General features: G+C 66.0%; 20 protein-coding genes. 11 read left to right on the top strand and 9 right to left on the bottom strand.

Annotated elements, in window-relative coordinates:
* The first annotated feature begins 145 nt into the window (after nucleotides 1-145).
* Entirely contained in the window at nucleotides 146-871 is a 726-nt protein-coding gene (locus tag AB0J47_RS19800) for a DUF4333 domain-containing protein (protein WP_364347468.1), read from the top strand.
* A 304-nt stretch (nucleotides 872-1,175) separates the two neighbouring features.
* Here the strand turns inward: AB0J47_RS19800 and AB0J47_RS19795 are convergent, their stop codons facing one another.
* Nucleotides 1,176-2,147 carry a 5'-3' exonuclease gene (locus AB0J47_RS19795; protein ID WP_364347465.1) on the bottom strand — a complete coding sequence of 324 codons (972 nt, stop codon included), beginning with the start codon at nucleotides 2,145-2,147 and terminating at the stop codon, nucleotides 1,176-1,178.
* 89 nt (nucleotides 2,148-2,236) lie between these two features.
* On the opposite strand from AB0J47_RS19795, the gene AB0J47_RS19790 reads away from it, so the two are divergent.
* On the top strand, nucleotides 2,237-3,364 hold the full coding sequence (locus AB0J47_RS19790) for a Xaa-Pro peptidase family protein (protein WP_364347462.1): 1,128 nt from the start codon (nucleotides 2,237-2,239) through the stop codon (nucleotides 3,362-3,364).
* A 156-nt stretch (nucleotides 3,365-3,520) separates the two neighbouring features.
* Here the strand turns inward: AB0J47_RS19790 and AB0J47_RS19785 are convergent, their stop codons facing one another.
* Nucleotides 3,521-3,931 carry a PPOX class F420-dependent oxidoreductase gene (locus AB0J47_RS19785; protein WP_364347459.1) on the bottom strand — a complete coding sequence of 137 codons (411 nt, stop codon included), beginning with the start codon at nucleotides 3,929-3,931 and terminating at the stop codon, nucleotides 3,521-3,523.
* A 138-nt stretch (nucleotides 3,932-4,069) separates the two neighbouring features.
* Between AB0J47_RS19785 and AB0J47_RS19780 the strand changes: the two genes are divergently transcribed.
* The 5 genes from AB0J47_RS19780 (at nucleotide 4,070) to AB0J47_RS19760 (ending at nucleotide 8,051) form a co-directional block, all read left to right on the top strand.
* Nucleotides 4,070-4,594: a hypothetical protein gene (locus AB0J47_RS19780; protein ID WP_364347456.1), complete on the top strand. Its 525-nt coding sequence runs from the start codon at nucleotides 4,070-4,072 to the stop codon at nucleotides 4,592-4,594.
* Between the two features lie 43 nt (nucleotides 4,595-4,637).
* The gene (locus AB0J47_RS19775; RefSeq protein ID WP_364347453.1) at nucleotides 4,638-5,393 is read left to right on the top strand and encodes an SDR family NAD(P)-dependent oxidoreductase; all 756 of its coding nucleotides are present in this window, start codon (nucleotides 4,638-4,640) and stop codon (nucleotides 5,391-5,393) included.
* Complete coding sequence (gene cbiE / locus AB0J47_RS19770; protein WP_364347450.1) at nucleotides 5,390-6,631, top strand: precorrin-6y C5,15-methyltransferase (decarboxylating) subunit CbiE; 1,242 nt, start codon at nucleotides 5,390-5,392, stop codon at nucleotides 6,629-6,631. The genes AB0J47_RS19775 and cbiE overlap by 4 nt, the downstream gene beginning before the upstream one ends.
* Before the next feature lie 98 nt (nucleotides 6,632-6,729).
* Nucleotides 6,730-7,311, top strand: a complete 582-nt coding sequence (locus AB0J47_RS19765) for a hypothetical protein (protein WP_364347447.1) — start codon at nucleotides 6,730-6,732, stop codon at nucleotides 7,309-7,311.
* A complete protein-coding gene (locus AB0J47_RS19760) occupies nucleotides 7,308-8,051 on the top strand; it encodes a cobalt-precorrin-6A reductase (RefSeq protein ID WP_364347882.1) in 744 nt (247 codons plus the stop codon). Before AB0J47_RS19765 ends, AB0J47_RS19760 begins: the two co-directional genes overlap by 4 nt.
* Before the next feature lies 1 nt (nucleotide 8,052).
* On the opposite strand, the gene AB0J47_RS19755 is transcribed toward AB0J47_RS19760, so the two are convergent.
* Nucleotides 8,053-8,583, bottom strand: coding sequence for a PadR family transcriptional regulator (locus AB0J47_RS19755; protein ID WP_364347444.1), 531 nt, complete (start codon nucleotides 8,581-8,583; stop codon nucleotides 8,053-8,055).
* A gap of 103 nt (nucleotides 8,584-8,686) precedes the next feature.
* Here AB0J47_RS19755 and AB0J47_RS19750 point away from each other — a divergent pair, with 103 nt between their 5' ends.
* Both AB0J47_RS19750 and AB0J47_RS19745 read left to right on the top strand, forming a co-directional pair.
* Nucleotides 8,687-9,328, top strand: coding sequence for a GntR family transcriptional regulator (locus tag AB0J47_RS19750; RefSeq protein WP_364347441.1), 642 nt, complete (start codon nucleotides 8,687-8,689; stop codon nucleotides 9,326-9,328).
* Complete coding sequence (locus AB0J47_RS19745) at nucleotides 9,328-10,554, top strand: MFS transporter (protein WP_364347438.1); 1,227 nt, start codon at nucleotides 9,328-9,330, stop codon at nucleotides 10,552-10,554. Before AB0J47_RS19750 ends, AB0J47_RS19745 begins: the two co-directional genes overlap by 1 nt.
* 43 nt (nucleotides 10,555-10,597) lie before the next feature.
* Here the strand turns inward: AB0J47_RS19745 and AB0J47_RS19740 are convergent, their stop codons facing one another.
* The 4 genes from AB0J47_RS19740 to AB0J47_RS19725 form a co-directional block, all read right to left on the bottom strand.
* On the bottom strand, nucleotides 10,598-11,152 hold the full coding sequence (locus AB0J47_RS19740; protein WP_364347435.1) for a dihydrofolate reductase family protein: 555 nt from the start codon (nucleotides 11,150-11,152) through the stop codon (nucleotides 10,598-10,600).
* A gap of 107 nt (nucleotides 11,153-11,259) precedes the next feature.
* The gene (gene cobJ / locus AB0J47_RS19735; protein WP_364347432.1) at nucleotides 11,260-12,906 is read right to left on the bottom strand and encodes a precorrin-3B C(17)-methyltransferase; all 1,647 of its coding nucleotides are present in this window, start codon (nucleotides 12,904-12,906) and stop codon (nucleotides 11,260-11,262) included.
* Complete coding sequence (locus tag AB0J47_RS19730; protein WP_364347428.1) at nucleotides 12,903-13,529, bottom strand: precorrin-8X methylmutase; 627 nt, start codon at nucleotides 13,527-13,529, stop codon at nucleotides 12,903-12,905. Before AB0J47_RS19730 ends, cobJ begins: the two co-directional genes overlap by 4 nt.
* A 104-nt stretch (nucleotides 13,530-13,633) precedes the next feature.
* Nucleotides 13,634-14,071: an Lrp/AsnC family transcriptional regulator gene (locus tag AB0J47_RS19725; RefSeq protein WP_040691444.1), complete on the bottom strand. Its 438-nt coding sequence runs from the start codon at nucleotides 14,069-14,071 to the stop codon at nucleotides 13,634-13,636.
* 138 nt (nucleotides 14,072-14,209) lie between these two features.
* Between AB0J47_RS19725 and ddaH the strand changes: the two genes are divergently transcribed.
* Nucleotides 14,210-15,118 (top strand): dimethylargininase, encoded by a 909-nt coding sequence (ddaH, locus tag AB0J47_RS19720; RefSeq protein WP_364347424.1) that lies wholly within the window; start codon nucleotides 14,210-14,212, stop codon nucleotides 15,116-15,118.
* Nucleotides 15,119-15,134: 16 nt separating this feature from the next.
* On the opposite strand, the gene AB0J47_RS19715 is transcribed toward ddaH, so the two are convergent.
* Complete coding sequence (locus tag AB0J47_RS19715; RefSeq protein WP_364347421.1) at nucleotides 15,135-15,677, bottom strand: hypothetical protein; 543 nt, start codon at nucleotides 15,675-15,677, stop codon at nucleotides 15,135-15,137.
* A 104-nt stretch (nucleotides 15,678-15,781) separates the two neighbouring features.
* Nucleotides 15,782-16,996, bottom strand: coding sequence for a precorrin-3B synthase (cobG, locus tag AB0J47_RS19710; RefSeq protein ID WP_364347418.1), 1,215 nt, complete (start codon nucleotides 16,994-16,996; stop codon nucleotides 15,782-15,784).
* A gap of 108 nt (nucleotides 16,997-17,104) precedes the next feature.
* On the opposite strand from cobG, the gene AB0J47_RS19705 reads away from it, so the two are divergent.
* The gene (locus tag AB0J47_RS19705) at nucleotides 17,105-17,545 is read left to right on the top strand and encodes a nuclear transport factor 2 family protein (RefSeq protein WP_364347415.1); all 441 of its coding nucleotides are present in this window, start codon (nucleotides 17,105-17,107) and stop codon (nucleotides 17,543-17,545) included.
* Nucleotides 17,546-17,703: the final 158 nt, after the last annotated feature.

The raw sequence follows: 17,703 nt of genomic DNA, 5'->3' as shown, positions 1-17,703 counted from the left end.
TCGATTGTGATTTGATTTCTTTCGCGTACCGACCGTGGCGGAGGAGTCGGACAGGATCGCACCTCATACCGGATCGGTCCTGTTGTGCGACGAGTCTCACGCGGGGGGCTACCGTGTGTATAACGATGCGAGTGGAGGCAACCAGATGAGCGGCCCGTACGGACCGAACGACGCCCCTGGTCCCGGGGAGGGACGCAACGATCCCACCCAGCAGTGGGGCGGACAGCAGGCACCCGGTGCAGCCGGGCCGACTCAGCAGTGGGGTGGTACCCCGCAGTCGCAGCCGACCCAGCAGTGGGGCGATCCGAACGCGCAGCAGCCGCAGTGGGGTCAGCCGAATCCGCAGAGTCAGCCCAGTCAGCCGCAGTGGGGTCAGCCCAACCCGCAGAGTCAGCCGAGCCAGCCGCAGTGGGGCCAGCCTCAGCCCAGTCAGCCGAGTCAGCCGCAGTGGGGGCAGCAGCCGACCCAGCAGGACTGGTCCGCGCAGCAGGGGCAACAGCCCTGGCAGCAGGGCCAGCAGCAGCCGTGGCAGCAGCAGACCCCGCAGCCGAGCAGCGGCGGCAAGAGCAAGGGCCTGTTCATCGGCCTAGGTGTGCTCGCGCTTGCCGTCATCGGCGCCATCGTGGTGCTGGTGCTCGTGCTGACCAGCAAGGATGAGCTCGACCAAGCCGCCGTTCAGGACGGCGTCAAGAAGGTGCTCTCGGATTCCTACGGAATCCAGGACGTCGCCGATGTCTCCTGCCCCTCCGGCCAGCAGGTCAAGGTCGACGCGACCTTCAGCTGTGACCTGAAGGTGAGCGGTGAGCAGAAGAAGGTCACCGTCAAGATCACCAAGGACGACGGGACCTACGAGGTCGGCCGCCCGAACTGACGGTTCTGCGGTCGAGATTGGCGAGCGGGTGTCGGTGGGGCGGCCCCGCTGCTCGTCGTAGGTAGACGTGTCGAGGTGGGTACGGTGCCTAGGTTCTGCTCGGGGTAGGCCCAACTGTTGAGTCGAGCATGGCGGTGCCGGGTGCCTAGTTCCCGGCTCTTGCGGAATGCGCGGTCGTCGGGCTGCTCGGAATGGACATTGCTGTGGTGGCGCAGCGGTAGTGAGTGCCTCGCACAAACTGCACAACCTCTGCGAGGCCATTACTGGGTATGCGAGGTCCCCGATCTTGTGCGTGGCCAGGCGGCTACGCCGAATGCGCAGCGGTCAGCGCTGTGACCAGGCGGGTTATCGGGCTCTCCGCGTTATAGGCGGTGGCCAGTTCACGGAGCCGGTCCGGGTCGACGGGGGTCGTGGGGAGAGTATCGGGGCGGGACAATTCCACATCGGCGTCGCAGACCACGCGGGTGACCGGGGCGGCGGCTTCGAGGTAGGTCTCGGCGGCGCGGAGTTTGGCGCGAATGCCCTGGGCCAGGTCGGCGGCGGGGTCGTCAACGGCCGCGGTGAGCGCGTCGAGCGAGCCGAAGCGGGAGATGAGCATCGCGGCAGACTTCTCACCGATACCGGCGACGCCGGGCAGGCCATCGGAGGAGTCACCGCGCAGGGTCGCCATATCCGCATAGGCCGGACCGGCATTCTCCAGCGGCACACCGTATTTCGCGGATACCTCGGCTGGGCCGAACAATTCGGCCTTGGCCAGGCCGCGACCGGCGTAGAGCACGCGCACCGGCGGCGCCGGAGCGTCGCGGACCAGTTGGAGCAGGTCACGGTCGCCGCTGACGACCACCACCGGATCGGTGCGCTCGGCGGTGGCCAGGGTACCCAGCACGTCGTCGGCCTCGAGTCCGACCGCGCCGCCGGTGGCGATGCCCGCCGCGGCGAGCACCTCGAGGATCATCTCTACCTGCGGGGTCAGGGTGTCCGGCACGTCCTCGGCGCCGGGTGCCGCATCGGCGGCGGTGTCGAGTCGGTGGGTCTTGTAGGTCGGCACCAGCGCCACCCGGAATGTGGGACGCCATTCCAGGTCCAGGCAGACGACCAGTCGGCTCGGCTTGTGTTTGGTGATGAGCGAGGCGACCATATCGGTGAAGCCGCGCAGCGCGTTCACCGATCGGCCGTCGGGTGCGGTGATCTTCTCCGGAATCGCGTGGAACGCGCGGAACCACAGGCTCGCGCCATCGAGCAAGAGCAGGGGCCCACCGGAAGTCGCAGTGTTCACGCCGCTGAGGCTACCTGTACGCGATGACAACCTCGGGTGATCGGTATTCGCATTCGGCTCGATGTCGGCGGCGGGTAACGTCGGGCGGTATGAGCTCGCACACGGAGTCCCGATTCGCGGCGGATGTCTACGGTGATCGACTCGAACGAGCGGTGCAATTGATGCGCGCCGCTCATCTGGATGCACTATTGATTACGCCGGGGCCGGATCTGCGCTACCTCATCGGCTCGGCGGCGGAATCCTTCGAGCGACTGACCTGTTTAGTCATCACGGCCGATGGCGCCACCCCGTCGGTGGTGATTCCGAAGCTCGAGTTGGCTTCGCTGGAAGGTTCGGCGGCGGGTGAACTCGGTCTGCAGGTGCTGGACTGGGTCGACGGCGTCGACCCCTATCAGCTCGTGAAGTCGTCGCTGCACGTCGGGTCCCGGGTCGCGGTCACCGATGTCATGCCCGCACTGCATCTGCTGCCGTTGGCCGAATCCGTCAGTGGACTGCCCGCCTCGGCCACGCCGGTGCTGCGGGAACTACGAATGATCAAGGACCAGGCCGAAATCGAGGCACTGCGCCGCGCGGGTGCGGCCATCGACCGGGTGCATGCGCGGATGGGAGAGTTCCTGCAGGTCGGGCGCACCGAGGCCGAGGTCGGCGCGGATATCGCGGCGGCGATCGTCGAGGAGGGGCATACCGAGGCCGCTTTCGTCATCGTCGGTAGCGGGCCACACGGTGCCGACCCGCACCACGGCGTCTCCGACCGTCGCATCGCGGCCGGAGATGTGGTGGTAATCGATATCGGCGGGCCGGTCGACCCCGGCTACTACTCGGACTCGACTCGGACCTACGTCCTAGGAGAACCCACGCCGACCGTTGCCACGCAATTCGGGGAACTGGAGCGCGCCCAAGCCGCCGCGGTCGCCGCCGTCCGTCCCGGTGTCACCGCCGAATCCGTCGACGCCGCAGCCCGAAACCTGTTGACCGAAGCCGGGTTAGGCCCCGCCTTTGTCCACCGCACCGGCCACGGCATCGGCCTGTCGGTCCATGAGGAGCCCTACATCGTCGAAGGCAACAGTCTGGTCCTGGAACCCGGCATGGCTTTCAGCATCGAGCCGGGGATCTACTTCCGCGGCGATTGGGGCGCACGCATCGAGGACATCGTCGTGGTCACCGAGGACGGCTGCGAGTCGATGAACCAGCGGCCCCATGAGTTGACGGTTCTCTGAGGCGCCTCAGAGTTGACTGGGACTGATTGTCACGAGGCGTCGGTCTACCACGCCTCGGCTTGGTGGCGGTGGCAGTCGGCCAGGGCGCGTGAGCCGAGGGAACGGCGAAATACACCGGGGCACAACGGCTCCGGCTAGTCGGCGACGGCCGCGCGCTCAGGCTGGGGTGGGGGCGAGGGTGCTGCTGGAGAGTACGCGCTGGACCTGGATGGCGATGACGACGCGGGTCGGGTTCTCGCGGGGGACTCGGTAGCGGCCCGCATAACGGTCGACAGCTTCTGCGACGTTGGCCGGATCGTCGAGCACTGTGGCCGGGCCTTCCAGGGTGATCCAACGGATACCGTCCACCTGGCTTACCGCCGCGTAGCCGGAGCGCCGCACGTTGCGTACCTTCACCGAGCCGTCGTTGGTGATCACTCGCGCGATCCCGGCTTCCGGATCCCAGGTGAAACCCACCGCGACCACATGGGGCGTGCCATCGGCGCGCAGGGTGGTCAGCGTCGCGAGGTGGCGCTCGGCGACGAATTCGAGTGCGGCAGTGGACAGCTGTGCTGTGCTGGTCGGCATCCCCTGACCGTAGCGGTATGCGGGCCGCCCGGCATCGGCACATACCGAGTCGGCATTTGCGGTACCAACTGGTCAGTTCGGTGTTCCGTGCGTGCTCGGATATTCTGACCCCGAGTTCGACAATCGAGGGGTTCAGGGATGCAGAGCGCGGATATCCAGTTGGCCGCCCGATGGTGGCAGTGGGCCATGTCGATTCCGATCGCCAAGAATCCGGTTTGCGACGAGACCGGAGCCTGCGCGGCCGAAGGTCAGCCCGACGATGTCTGGTTCCTCGCCGGAACGTTCGGCGGCAAGGTCAGCCGAAGCTGCTCCGTGCCCTATGGTCGCCCGATCTTCTTTCCCGCCTTCAACATGTTCCAGAAGGTCGAAAGGTCGTTTTTCCAATTCGGCAGCCGCCCGCCGGTGGCCCCGACGGCGAGCGGTCACGCTGAGCTCAACGGTGTCGAATTGCCGCTGCGGGAAGTGACCAACCGCACGGCATTCCGCGTCAACGCGGCAGCCGGTGGCCCGTTCCAGGTAACCGGCAGTTTCAAGGCGACGGCCTGGGGACTCTGGTGCCGGCTGGACGACCTGCTCCGCGGCGACTACATCCTGACCTTCGGCGGTGAATACGAGCCGGGCGGCTTCTGGGTCGAGGCGTCCTACCAGCTCGAGATCGTCTGACCTGCCGGATCGGCATATCGGGGTGGGGTGCGAGACTGGCGGCATGGGATCGCGTGGAATTGCCGAGGGGCCGGTGCTGGTACTCGGGGGCCGCAGTGAGATCGGGCTCGAGGTGGCGCTGCGGCTGGCGCCGGGGCGAGTGGTGATACTCGCGGCGCGACGCAGCGGGGAGTTGGCGCAGGAGAGTGCCGCGGTGTCAGCGGCAGGGGCGACGGCAGTGCATACCGTCGAATTCGATGCGGACGATACGGCCGGTCATCCCGCTCTGCTGGAGAAGATCGCGGCCGAATACGGGGGGATCGGGGTCGCCGTGGTCGCGTTCGGGGTGCTCGGGGATCAGGCGCGGGCCGAACGCGATCCGGCGCATGCGATCGCGGTGGTGCACACCGATTACGTCGCGCAGATCAGCGTGCTCACCGTTCTCGCGAATCTGCTTCGCACACAGGGCAGCGGGCAGCTCGTCGTCTTCAGCTCGTTCGCGGGCGCGCGCGTGCGTCGGGCCAATTACGTCTACGGTTCGGCGAAGGCGGGGCTCGACGGATTCGCCAGCGGTCTCGCGGATGCGTTGCACGGCAGCGGTGTTCATCTGCTGCTGCTGCGTTGCGGGTTCGTGATCGGCCGGATGACCGACGGCATGGACCCGGCCCCGATGTCGAGCACCCCCGATCAGGTGGCGGATGCGGTCGTGCGTGGTCTGCGGCGCCGTGTCGGTCGGGTCTGGGTTCCCGGCATCCTGCGTCCGGTCATCTTCGCGATCCACCTACTGCCCCAACCCATCTGGCGTCGGATGCCGCGGTGACGGCAGTGTGGAATGGGCCGCCGATCGCCGTAGTCGGTATCGGCGCCGACGGGTGGAGCGGGCTCGGCGAGGCCGCGCGCGAAGCGGTCTCCGACGCCGGGGTGGTATTCGGTTCGGCGCGGCAACTCGAGTTGATTCCGCAGGACGTTACGGTGGCGCGGCGGGAGTGGCCTTCCCCTTTGGTCCCCGCACTGCCCGCTTTGTTCGCAGACCGGACCGGTCGGCAGATATGCGTGCTGGCCAGCGGGGATCCGATGTTCTACGGCATCGGGGTGACATTGGTGCGGCTGTTCGGGGCGGACCACCTGCGGGTATTTCCGCAGGCGTCATCGGCATCGCTGGCATGTGCGCGGCTGGGGTGGGCGTTGGCGGAAACTCCGGTGGTGAGTGCGGTGGCGCGGCCGGTGGAGACGGTGTTGCCCGAGTTGGCGGACCGGCGGCGGGTCCTGGTGCTGAGCGCGGACGAGCGCACACCGCGACAGCTCGCGGAGCTGTTGCGGGACAGTGGGTTCGGGGAATCGACGTTGACCGTGCTCGAGCAGTTGGGCGGCCCGCGCGAACGGGTGGTGCGCGATCGCGCGGCAGGGTGGGAGCTTGCCGTCGGTGATCCGCTCAATATCGTCGCGATCGACTGCGTCGCCGATCCGAAACACCTGCGCGCGACGCGCGTGCCCGGACTGGCGGACGAGCTTTTCGGCGGTGCCGGTCAACTCACCAAATCCGAGGTCAGGGCGTTGACACTGGCCGCGCTTGCACCCGCGCCCGGGGAGTTGCTGTGGGATGTCGGCGGGGGGTCGGGCAGTATCGCGATCGAATGGTGCCGCACGCATCCTAGCTGTCGGGCGGTGAGCTTCGAGCGGCTCGAACACCGGCGGCGGCAGATCGCCGACAACGCCGCCGCCCTTGGTGTTCCATATATCGGTGTGCGTGGAGAGATACTCACCGATATCGGAAAATCTACCGAATCTGCGCCTCCCGACGCAATATTTATCGGTGGCGGGCTCACTCAAGATGGCGTAATCGAGACATGTTGGTCGCATCTACGCCAGGGTGGCCGTTTGGTGGCGAATGCCGTGACGGCGGAATCCGAAGCAATGCTACTGAATTGGGTCGTCGCGCACGGCGGTGAACTGCGGAAGTTTCAGATTTACCGGGCCGAAGCCCTCGGCAAGTTCACCACCTGGCGGCCGCAATTGCCCGTCACCCAATGGGCAGTTGTGAAAGGCGGCTCTGTCTGAAACCTCGCTTTGCGGGTGAATCGGACTCGCTCCAGCGGTAGGGTCGGTGCCCGAGATCCGGACGTTATCGCCGGATTCCTGTCCTATTGGGGAGATTTATGCAGTACAAGAAGTTTGCCGCCACCGCGATGATGGCCGTTGCGGCCACCGGTATTGCGGCGGGTACATCCGGCGCCGTTCCGGTGGCACCCGCGCCGGCCGTGCAGAACCAGGCCGTGCCGGCCGTGCAGGGTGAGGATCATGGCGTGAACTACGCGGTGCAGCTGGTCGACAAGTCGATTGTAGCGGCCGTCACCGGCGGTGCGTTCAGCCTTGATGCCGACCAGAAGTACGTCACGGTGAAGAACACCGAAGGCGCGGTCATCACCTCGATTCCGCTGCGCGCGCAGGTCGGCGACCAGCTGATCCCGATCGCGGCAACCATCGACCCCGCGGGTCAGAAGCTGACGCTGACCCCGCAGGTCGAGTCGACCGCCGCGATCAGCGCAGAGGCCATCTCCTCACAGGAGTGGTTCTTCAGCGAACTGCAGCGCGCCTCGCTCGGTGCGCTGATCGGCGCCATCATCGGATTCTTCTTCTTCGGCATCGGTCTGCCGGTGGGTGCGCTGATCGGCCTGCTCATCGCGGGTGGTCCGAATCTGATCAATGCGGGCATCGCCTACTTCAGCGGGCAGCCCTGAAAACTCTGATTCTGGGCGGCACCCGGGAAGCCAGGGAAATCGCCCATATCGCTTCCGGCGAGCGAGGATTCGATATCATCTCCTCGCTCGCCGGTCGTGTTCGCGACCCACTGCTGCCGGAGGGTCCGGTTCGGATCGGCGGCTTCGGTGGCGGCGAGGGTCTGCGGAAGTGGTTGGTGGATAACGAGATCGCCGGCGTCATCGATGCCACACATCCGTTTGCGGGCACGATCAGTGCGAATGCGGCTGGTGCCGCAGCGGATCTCGGACTACCGATACTGCATGTGCGCCGGCCGGGATGGTCCGAACAGCCCGGTGATCGGTGGATTCGGGTGCCCGATCTCGATGCGGCAGTGCAGGAGGTGGCGCAGCTGGGCGAGCGCGTCTTCCTGACGATCGGCCGCCAAGGTGTCGCGGCCTTCGCGGGCCTGACGCGGCAGTGGTTTCTGATCCGTGCCATCGATCCGCCCACCGGCGCGCTGCCGCCGCACCACGAATTGCTCCTCGCGCGAGGGCCTTTCTCACCTGCGGATGAGCAGCGTCTGATGGCGCGACACGGGATCGACGTGCTGGTCACCAAGGACAGTGGCGGCGATCAGACCGCCGCCAAACTCGACGCCGCGCGCTCGGCGGGCCTTCCCGTGGTCGTCGTCGACCGCCCCGAGCTGCCGCCGGGCGCGGTAGTCGTGGAAACCGTCGACGCGGCGTGGACGTGGTTGCGGGCTATCGCATCCCGCTGATTCAACGGCCGAGCAGTTCCGGTAGGCGGTCGAACCAGGCGAGTACGGTGCGCTCGTAGCCGATGCCGAATTCCAGAGTGGCGCGTTGATAGGGGGGCATGTCCGTGTGCTCTTCGGTGAGGTAGCGGTCGAGGCGCTGCTGGTGAATCTCCTTGTTGGCACCGATGATTCGATCGAGATGCGCGGGATCGACGTGCTCCCCGAAGGACAAGGTCAGTAGCAGCGGCACCCGAATGGTCTCGGCGCCCGGATCGCGGGCGATCCATTCCAGGAACGCTTCGTGACCGGCGTCGGTGATCTGATACGGCGTGCGGTCGCGCGCACCGGCCTCACCCTTTGCGACGAGTCCGGCCGCGTCCATGGCGGCCAGTTCCCGGTAGACCTGGCTTTGGGTAACGGTCCAGAAGTCGCCGATCCGGTCCTGGGCCTGAGTCACCAGATCCCAGCCCGACATCGGACCATCGTGCAGAAATCCGAGCAGCGAGGCCGCCGTGGAATTCAGCGTTTTGCGTTGTGTCGAGGTGTTCGCCAACGGACTGCTCCCTTCGCTCTCAACGTTCCATAGTGGAATGTTATACGACGCTCCACCCATGGCCTTGTCGGGGACCTGGTGACGTGTCGCTAAGATTCAACTTGTGTCTAAGACGTATTCATCCGCGGAACTCGCCTATCGCGAGGTCAAGGAACGCATCCTGACCGGCGCGTTGCCCGGTGGGGAGCTGATCAGCGAAGGCGAGATCGCCACCGACCTCGGCATGTCGCGGACTCCGGTGCGGGAGGCATTCCTACGGCTCGAGGTCGAGGGGTGGATGCGCTTGTATCCCAAGCGGGGCGCGCTGGTGGTGCCGATTCCACCGGCCGAGGCCGAACACGTCGTGCACGCTCGCTATGTCGTAGAGACCGGAGCGGTCCGGGCGGTGGTTGCGGAGGAGCGGTCCGCGCTGATCGCCGAACTGCACGCCTCGCTGGACCGGCAGCGCGAGCTGGCCGTCGCCGCCGACTTCGATCGATTCGCGGTGGCGGACACCGACTTTCACCGCAGCTATGTCGTCGCCGCGGGCAATCCGTTGCTCACCGGGTTCTACGACTCACTGCGGGAGCGGCAGCGTCGCATGAACAGCGCTGCGCTGCATCGGGGTTCGACCGATACCGCCCGCATTGTCGAACAGCACACGCGTCTGGTCGATCTGATCGAAACCGGCGACGCGGCCGGATTCGCCACCGCGCTCGTCGACCACATGTCCGGCGTGCACCAGCTGGAAATGAGAGGCCTTTAATGGCAACGCTCCTCGCCATCGACACTCGGCCGTCGGGGCTACGGCAGAGTGCGCGGCATTGGTGGGGCGTCGCGGCCGCGATGTTCGCGATCGCCTGGGGTGGAAACGAATTCACGCCGCTGCTGGTGCTGTACAAGGGCAACGGAGTGCCGGTCACCACGGTCGACCTGCTGCTGTTCTGCTACGTGCTCGGCATCGTGCCCGCCTTACTGATCGGCGGACCGCTCTCGGACCGTTACGGCCGCCGCATGCTGCTTCGCCCGGCGCCATTGGTCGGTGCGGCCGGTTCTTTGCTGCTGGCCTTCGGATCGGCATCGGTGCCGTCGTTATCGGCCGGGCGGGTGCTGTGCGGAGTGGCGCTGGGGTTGGCGATGGCAGTGGGAAGTAGTTGGCTGAAGGAACTTTCGCAGCCGCCGTTCGGGCCGAAGTTGCCCGCGGGGACCGGGGCGCGACGTTCGGCGATGAGCCTGACCGGTGGGTTCGCCGTCGGTGCCGGAGTGGCCGGTGTTCTCGCGCAGTGGGCGCCGCTGCCGAATACGTTGGCGTATCTGATCAATGTGATGCTGTGTCTGATTGCGGTCGTATGGGTGGCTCGCGCACCGGAAACTCTATCGCCGCAGCTGAATTCGGGCCGATTGATCAATGAGCTGAAGGTTCCGGCGGCCGCGCACCGCAGGTTCCGGTATGTCGCGCTGCCGGTCGCGCTGTGGTTGTTCACTTCTGCGGCAACGGCTTACGCGGTGCTGCCGACTCTGATGGCGCCGAAGGTGCACGGTGCGCCCATCGCGTTTTCGGCATTGATCACGGTGATCACGTTGGGCTGTGGTTTCGCGATCCAGTCGCTGGCACGACGGATCGATCGACCGGGCACTGCCCGTGCCGCTGTTGTGGCGCTGGTGTTGGTCGTGTGTGGAATGATCTCGGCCGCATGGGCTTCGGGTGCGTCGGCCCTTGTGTTCACAATCGTTACCGCTGTCGTGCTCGGTGCTGGATATGGAATCGGGCTTGTCGCTGGACTACAGGAGATCGAACGCATCGCCCGTCCCAACGACCTCGCCGGACTGACCGCGGTGTTCTATTCGGTGAGCTACCTCGGCTTCGGCGTTCCCGCGCTGCTGGCATTCCTACACGAGTCTTTCGGCCTGGGATACCCGACAATGTTCGCGGCCGCCGTTGTGGGTGCGGCAGGATGTCTGGCACTCGTCGTTCGAAATTACCGCACCTGAGAACCGTCGGGGATGCCGATACACATCCCCGACGAGGCTGCGGTCAGGCGCTCTTCGGCCGGTAGTGCAGTTCGGTCACGCCGCATTCGAATCCGGTGGCGCAGACCAGGTCGAGTCGGGTGGTGCCGCGGAAGACCGGCAGGCCCGCGCCGATCGCGGTCGGACTGACGAACAGATGCAGGTCGTCGATGAGGTCCTCGGCGATCAGATTCGCGACGAGGGTGGCACCGCCGTAGACGATGAGGTCGCCACCCGCCTGGGCCTTGAGGTGGTTGATGGTCTCGGCGAGGTCGCCGCCCGCGACGACGGTGTTCTCCCAGGGCGATTCGGTGAGGCTGTCGGAGATCACGACCTTGGGCGTGTTGTTCATCTTGTCGATGGCCGCCTGGGGCTCGTGTTCGGGCTTGGAGGCCCAATGCGGGATGAAGCCCTCGGCGAGTTTGCGGCCGAGGACGATCGTGTCGAATTCGGCGGTGATGGCGGTGACGCGGGCGGCGAGGTCATCGGACCACTGGAAGGTCATCCAGTCCATCTCGCCGTTCGGGCCGGACATGTAGCCGTCGATGGTGGTCTGGACTTGGAGCTTCAGCTTGCGCATTCGGATTGCCTTTCCGGGTTGTCGCGGTCCTGTCCGGCCCGCTGTTGTTCATACTTCAGCGTGGCCGGACCCGTGTCGGAATGTGCGCGGTTTCTTGCGGAATCGAGTCAGCGTTGGTAGCGACGCGAGGTGTAGACCCTGGTGCCCTGGTCGGACTCGACGACGGCAGTGGTGGAGGCGCCGACGATCAGCAATGTGCGCATATCGACCTCGGCCGGATCCAACTCGGCGAGGGTGACCACACGGACGGATTCGGTGGGTCCGCCGACATCGCGACCGAGCACCACGGGGGTGTCGGGCTTGCGGTGTTCGAGCAGCACGTCACGCATCGCCGCGACCTGCCACATGCGCTGACTGGAGGCCGGATTGTAGATCGCGATCGCCATATCGGCCGCGGCGACCGCGGAAAGTCGTTGCGCGACAACCTCCCACGGCTTGAGTCGATCCGAGAGCGAAATCATCGCGTAATCGTGGCCGAGCGGCGCGCCGACCCGACTGGCCACGGCATTGGCCGCGGTGAGTCCGGGCAGTACCCGCACCGGCACCCCTTGCCACTGCGGATCGGCGGATTCCTCGAGTACCGCGGCCGCCATGGCGAAAACCCCGGGATCACCCGAGGAGACGACGACGACCTTGGCCCCGTGCTTTGCCAGGTCCAATGCCATGGCGGCACGTTCGGATTCGACCCGGTTGTCGCTGGCATGCCTGCGCTGCCCGGGACGCGACGGCACCCGATTGATGTAGGTCGTGTAGCCGACCAGATCGGTGGCGTCCGCGAGTGCGCGTTCGACTTCGGGCGTGGTCCAGTCGGGTGAGCCCGGGCCGAGCCCGACCACGACGACTTCACCGGTAGAACCACTGAAATGGCTCGAGGTTTCCTCGACCCGAGAGCTGTCGGAAGGAACGGTCCGGGCAGTGCGGGATTCGCTGTCCACAGCTTCGGGCGAGACTGCCGCGGTGCCGAGAAGGTCGGTGGCCGCGCCGATGGTTTGCGACTGCCCGCGCACCGAATGCGCAAGGGGCAGTGGGGTTGTCGGCCGTGGGCCGGGAACGAGGGTGATCGCGAAATACGGTACATCCGCATCGTCGACATCGTCGGCGGCGAGTACGCGTTGACGGGTACTGCTCGCGCGTTCGATGTAGTAGGCGTCGGCGAGGCGGCCGGAATCCGAGAGAGCTTGGCGCACACCGGGATAGGTGCGGCCGAGCTTCATGATGGCGGCGGCGTCGGTATCGCGGAGGCGTCGGGTGAGTTCTTCGGTGGGCATGGTGCCCGGCAGGACGGTCAACACCTGCTCGCCCTCGACGAGGGGGGTGCCGAGGGCGGCCGAGGCCGCGCTCACCGAGGTGATGCCGGGGATGATCTCGGCTTCGAACCGGTCGGCCAAGCGACGGTGCATATGCATGTATGAGCTGTAGAACAGCGGATCACCCGCGGCGAGCAGCGCGACGGACCGGCCCGCCGCCAGGTGGGTGGCGAGGCGTTCGGCGGCCCGTTCATAGAACTCGTCGATGGCGCCCTGATAGCCGCCGGGGTGGTCGGTCGTCTCGGTGGTCACGGGATAGATCAGGTGTTCTTCGAGTTGGTCCGCGCGCATGTACGGCGCGGCGATGCCACGCGAGATGCTGCGGCCGTGGCGTGCGCTGTGGAAGGCGATGACATCGGCTTCGGCGATTACCCGCGCCGCCTTCACCGTCACCAGCTCCGGGTCACCGGGGCCGAGTCCGACGCCCCACAACTTGCCGTTGCTCATTCCTGTTCGCTCGCAATCGCGTTCAGTGCCGACGCGGTAATGGCGCTGCCACCGCGCCGCCCACGCACCGTCAGATATTCGACCCCGCCGAATTCGATCAGCGCGTCCTTGGATTCGGCAGCACCGACGAAGCCGACCGGAATGCCGAGGATGGCGGCTGGTCGCGGCGCACCCGCATCGATCATGTCGAGCAGATGGAACAGCGCGGTCGGTGCGTTCCCGATGGCGACCACCGCGTCCTCGAGGCGATCGCGCCACAACTCCAGCGCCGCGGCCGACCGCGTATTGCCCATTGCCGCAGCCAGTTCCGGTACCCGTGGGTCGGCGAGAGTGCAGATCACGTCATTGTCGGCAGGCAACCGCTTGCGCGTCACACCGGACGCGACCATCTGCGCATCACAAAGAATAGGAGCCCCCGCCCGCAGCGCCCCCCGCGCAGCCGCCACCACGCCGGGCGAAAACGCCACGTCCCCCGCCAGATCCACCTGCCCGCACCCATGGATCATCCGCACCACAACCTGCGCCACATCCTGCGGAAACCCACTCAGATCCGTCTCCGCCCGAATCATCGCAAACGACCGCCGATAAATCTCGGCCCCATCAGTGACGTAAACATCGGACATGCCCCCCACCATATGAGCACTCCTTCCCTCGACTCGGCGCGGGTCGAGAATGCGACGGTGACGGCAAACGTCGAGAGTCCCTGCATGAATGCATTCCCGGCGGATCAGGTGCGCGGGCGTTCGAGGATTCGGGACATGACTATGGAGCTGCGGGTGCGGCCGACTCGGGTGTTTTCGCGGATGCGTTCTACGGTGGATTCGATTTCGGCCATGTCCGTTGCCATGACGTGGACCAGGGCGTCGGCTTCGCCCGCGATGGTCCAGACGCCGACTACCTGAGGGATCGGTTCGAGGCTGCGGCGGAGTTCGGCGGGGGTGATGTTGTCGCGGTAGTAGACCTCGACGTAGGCCTCGGTGGTCCAACCGAGGGCGGCGGGGTTGACCAGCGCGGTGAAGCCGGTGATCTGGCGGCTGGCGACCATCTTGTCGACGCGGCGCTTCACTGCGGGCGCGGACAATCCGACCTTCGCGCCGATCTCCTGGAACGAGGCGCGCGCCGATTTGAGCAGGTGCGCCAAAATCTGCCGGTCGATGTCATCCACGCCACACCCACTTCCGATCGACGCAATGATTCGCCGAATTCCACCGATCATGCGCAATGAATCATTGTTTCTGGCGCAATACTAGGCGAATTACCTTCGTGTCAGCGGAATAACCCGCGCCTACCTCCGGGAGACACGTTGACCTCTGTAGCCACCCTCCGTTTCGAGCCCGTGCGGCGGCCCTCCGCTAGCGACTGCTCGCAGGTCGCTCGACAGGGACAGCCACGTCAGTTCGTGATGTGCCGCCCGGATCACTTCGATGTCTGCTACTCGATCAATCCGTGGATGAATCCGCAGGAACCCGTCGACCGGGTGCTGGCGCTGTCGCAGTGGGAGACATTGCGCGCGACGTTCGAGCACTACGGCCATCGCATCGACGTGGTGCCAGGCGAGCCCGGTCTGCCCGATATGGTTTTCGCCGCGAATAGCGGGCTGATCGTGGGTGATCGGGCGATGTCGGCGCGGTTTACGCATGCCGAGCGGGCCGCGGAAGGTCCGGCGTATCACCGCTGGTTCGCGCAGCAGGGGCTAGTGGAGTTGGTCGGGGCGCAGGAAATCAATGAGGGCGAAGGTGACTTCCTGCTGGTCGGTGAGCGCATGCTGGCCGCGACCGGGTTCCGGAGTTCGATTGCCGCGCACCGTGAGGTCGAGCGGTACTTCGATCTGCCGGTGGTTTCGCTCGAACTGATCGATCCGCGCTTCTATCACCTGGATACAGCGCTGATGGTCCTCGATGACACGAATGTCGCGTACTTCGCGCCCGCCTTCACTGCTGCCAGTCAGGCGATACTGGCCGAGCTCTACCCGGACGCCATCCTCGCAACCGATGCCGACGCCGTGGTTCTGGGGCTCAACGGTGTCTCCGACGGGCTGAATGTCTTCATCAGCAGTCGTGCCGACAACCTGGCTTCGGAGTTGCGTGTGCAGGGGTACAACCCGGTTGGCGTCGATCTGTCGGAGTTGTTGAAGGCCGGTGGTGGAGTGAAGTGCTGCACGTTGGATATACACGAGGACCCGCGGAGTGCGCCGACCGCAGTTGCTTCGTAACGCGCGAGCATCGCTGTCAGAACGGGAGTTTGGTGCGCCAACCGCTGACGCCCGGTTCGGCCAACGGATGGACTTCGGCGACGAATTTGAACAGCAGCAGTGCGCCGGTGATCTGTAGCACGGCGAGGGGGATTTCGCCGAAGCAGGCGATTGCGACGGAGAACCAGACGTCGCGAGGGTTGGCGGTCGTGATGTCGAACCAGGCATCCACGAGAAGCAACAGACCGGTGCCGAATGCGGGCAGGATGAGCAGTTGCTTGCGCTGCCAGCCCAGGTAGGCGGTCGTCGCCATCATGATGACCAGCAGGATGTCGAACCCGACCCAGGTCAGGGTCCAATTGCGGGCCTGATAATCGGGCGGCAGCGACACCGCGAGATACCCGATCCACGGAATCAACGCGATGGACCCACCCACCATCAGCGTCAACCGCACCCGTCGATGAAGCCGCACAATCTCCGGCCGAGGCAATGCCCGCTCCGGCGGCAACTGCAACCGTCGAATCAACTCCCGCCGCTCCTGCGCCGACATAGCGTCGATCTCCGCATCACCCAGCGCCACCGGAACCCTCCTTACCACGGGCCATCAGCTGACCTCACCGTGCCACGGGCCGTGCCGAAGAACCAGATTATGTGGTGCCTGGTGGGTTGTTTGCTGGGCGGATGTCAGCCGATGCGGTAACCGTTTTCGGTAGCGACGATATCGGTGACCGGGCCGCGGGGGCGGCCGCAGCGGCGGTCGCAGCCGGACCAGTGTTGGCGGCCTGCGACCGTGACGTCGTCGGCGCTGTGGACTTCGATGGTCGCGCCGAGATCTGCCACGTCGCTGGAATTGCTCTCTGCGCCGGGCTGGTTTGTGGGGAGCAGTACGCGACCGGATTCGACGGCGGCGGCGGCGTCCGCGCGGACGTCGGTGAGCGCTTTTGCGCAGCCGGGTTGGCCTGCGCAGGCGCTGACCTGGAGCCAGGGGGAATTGGCGTCGAAGATCAGGCCCATGGGGGCCAGTACGCGAACGACCTGTTCGGCGGGCCATTCCGCCAGATCGGTGATCACCAGGCCGCGCCAGGGGGTGATGAAGATGGGGCGTTCGACGGCGGCAATGAATTCGGCGATGCGGGCGGGCAGGGAGCCGAGGCGAACGGCCGCGCCGAGGCTGACCAGACCATTGTCCTGGTCGAGCCAGCCGATCGGAATGTCATGGGAGACCCCGAATTCCAGGCGGTCGGGTCCGGGGGGCAGGCCGAGGATTTCGATCATCCGCCGCACACCGTCGTCGACTTCGTGCAGCCGCCATTGACCCGAGCCGAGCTCGAGGAAGGCGTGCGCTGCGGCCAGCATTACCTGGACCGCGTCGGCCGTGGATACTCGGATTCCGGAATCACTACCGGCCAGCACGAGCGCGAATTCGTCGGCGGCGGTGGCATGTACGCCGATGTCGCCACCGAGGCCGCTGATGTCGCCGCGACCGTCGTCGAGGGTGAACAGTACGCGGCCGGGCAGTTCGGCCAACCGCAGTGCGGCGCGCAAACCCGTGTCGAGCGCCGGAACGAGCGCATGTACATCCGCCCAGCCCCCGATCCGCCCCGACAGTGGTGACGCGACAATATTGCGCACCCGCTCATGCGTATCGCTCGGCAACAGCCCGGCACTCGCCAACCGCTCACTCAGCACGGCCGCATCACGCACCTGCCGCACCTGCACATTGCCCCGTGAGGTCAGCTCGATATTCCCATCGCCGAGCTCGACGGCTGCCTCGGCCAAAACCTGCAACTGCCCCGGCTCCAGCCGCCCACCGGGCAGCCGAATCCGAGCCAACGGCCCGTCGGCCGCCTGATGCAGCCGCAGCACACCAGGGCAGGAATCAGGATTCGCACGCTTCATGACCCGTCCAGCCTACGACCCCGCGGCCACGCAATCAGCGACGACTACGACGCTCGATAGCGACTGACCAGTCGGCGTCCACCCCTGCCCGCCATTAAGGTTGGCCGCATGAGTGAAATCTCCTCCGTTGCCGACCGACTCGCGATCATCGACGTCGTCACCAGGATGTTCGTCTACACCGATCAGAAGCGCTGGGATGACCTGCTCGCGGAGGTGTTTACGCCGAAGGTCGACTTCGATGGTGGCTTCGGTGGCGAGGTGGCGGTGCGACCCGCGGCCGACATCGTCGGCGATTGGCGCACGGGCCTGGCCGACCTCGACGGTCTTCATCACCAGGCGGGCAACTACCTGGTCGACCTGCAAGGCGACCACGCTGAAGTCCACGCCGACGCCATCGCGGTGCACGTGAAAAATGATGCGTCCCAAGGCAAGACGCGTACCTTCGTCGGCAGCTACAGCATCGGCGCCGACCGCACCGCCGCAGGCTGGCGGGTCGACAAATTCCACTACCACCTGAAGGTGATCGACGGAAACGCCGACCTGACCTGAGCGCAGAGTAGATGACCGTCGACGAGCGGCGCGAAGCGGCGGGCTAGCATCTGGGTTGCTCGGCGGGCGATGAGGAAACCGGTGGAACTCCGGTGCGGTCGCGCCACTGTCGAAAGCCAGACCCTCTCCGGCGAGCACTGTAACCGATGGGCGCGTCA

This window comes from Nocardia sp. NPDC049737 (assembly GCF_040674755.1).
GTDB lineage: Bacteria > Actinomycetota > Actinomycetes > Mycobacteriales > Mycobacteriaceae > Nocardia.
Note: the sequence above shows the minus strand (reverse complement) of the source record. Positions and strands in the feature narration are given on the sequence as shown.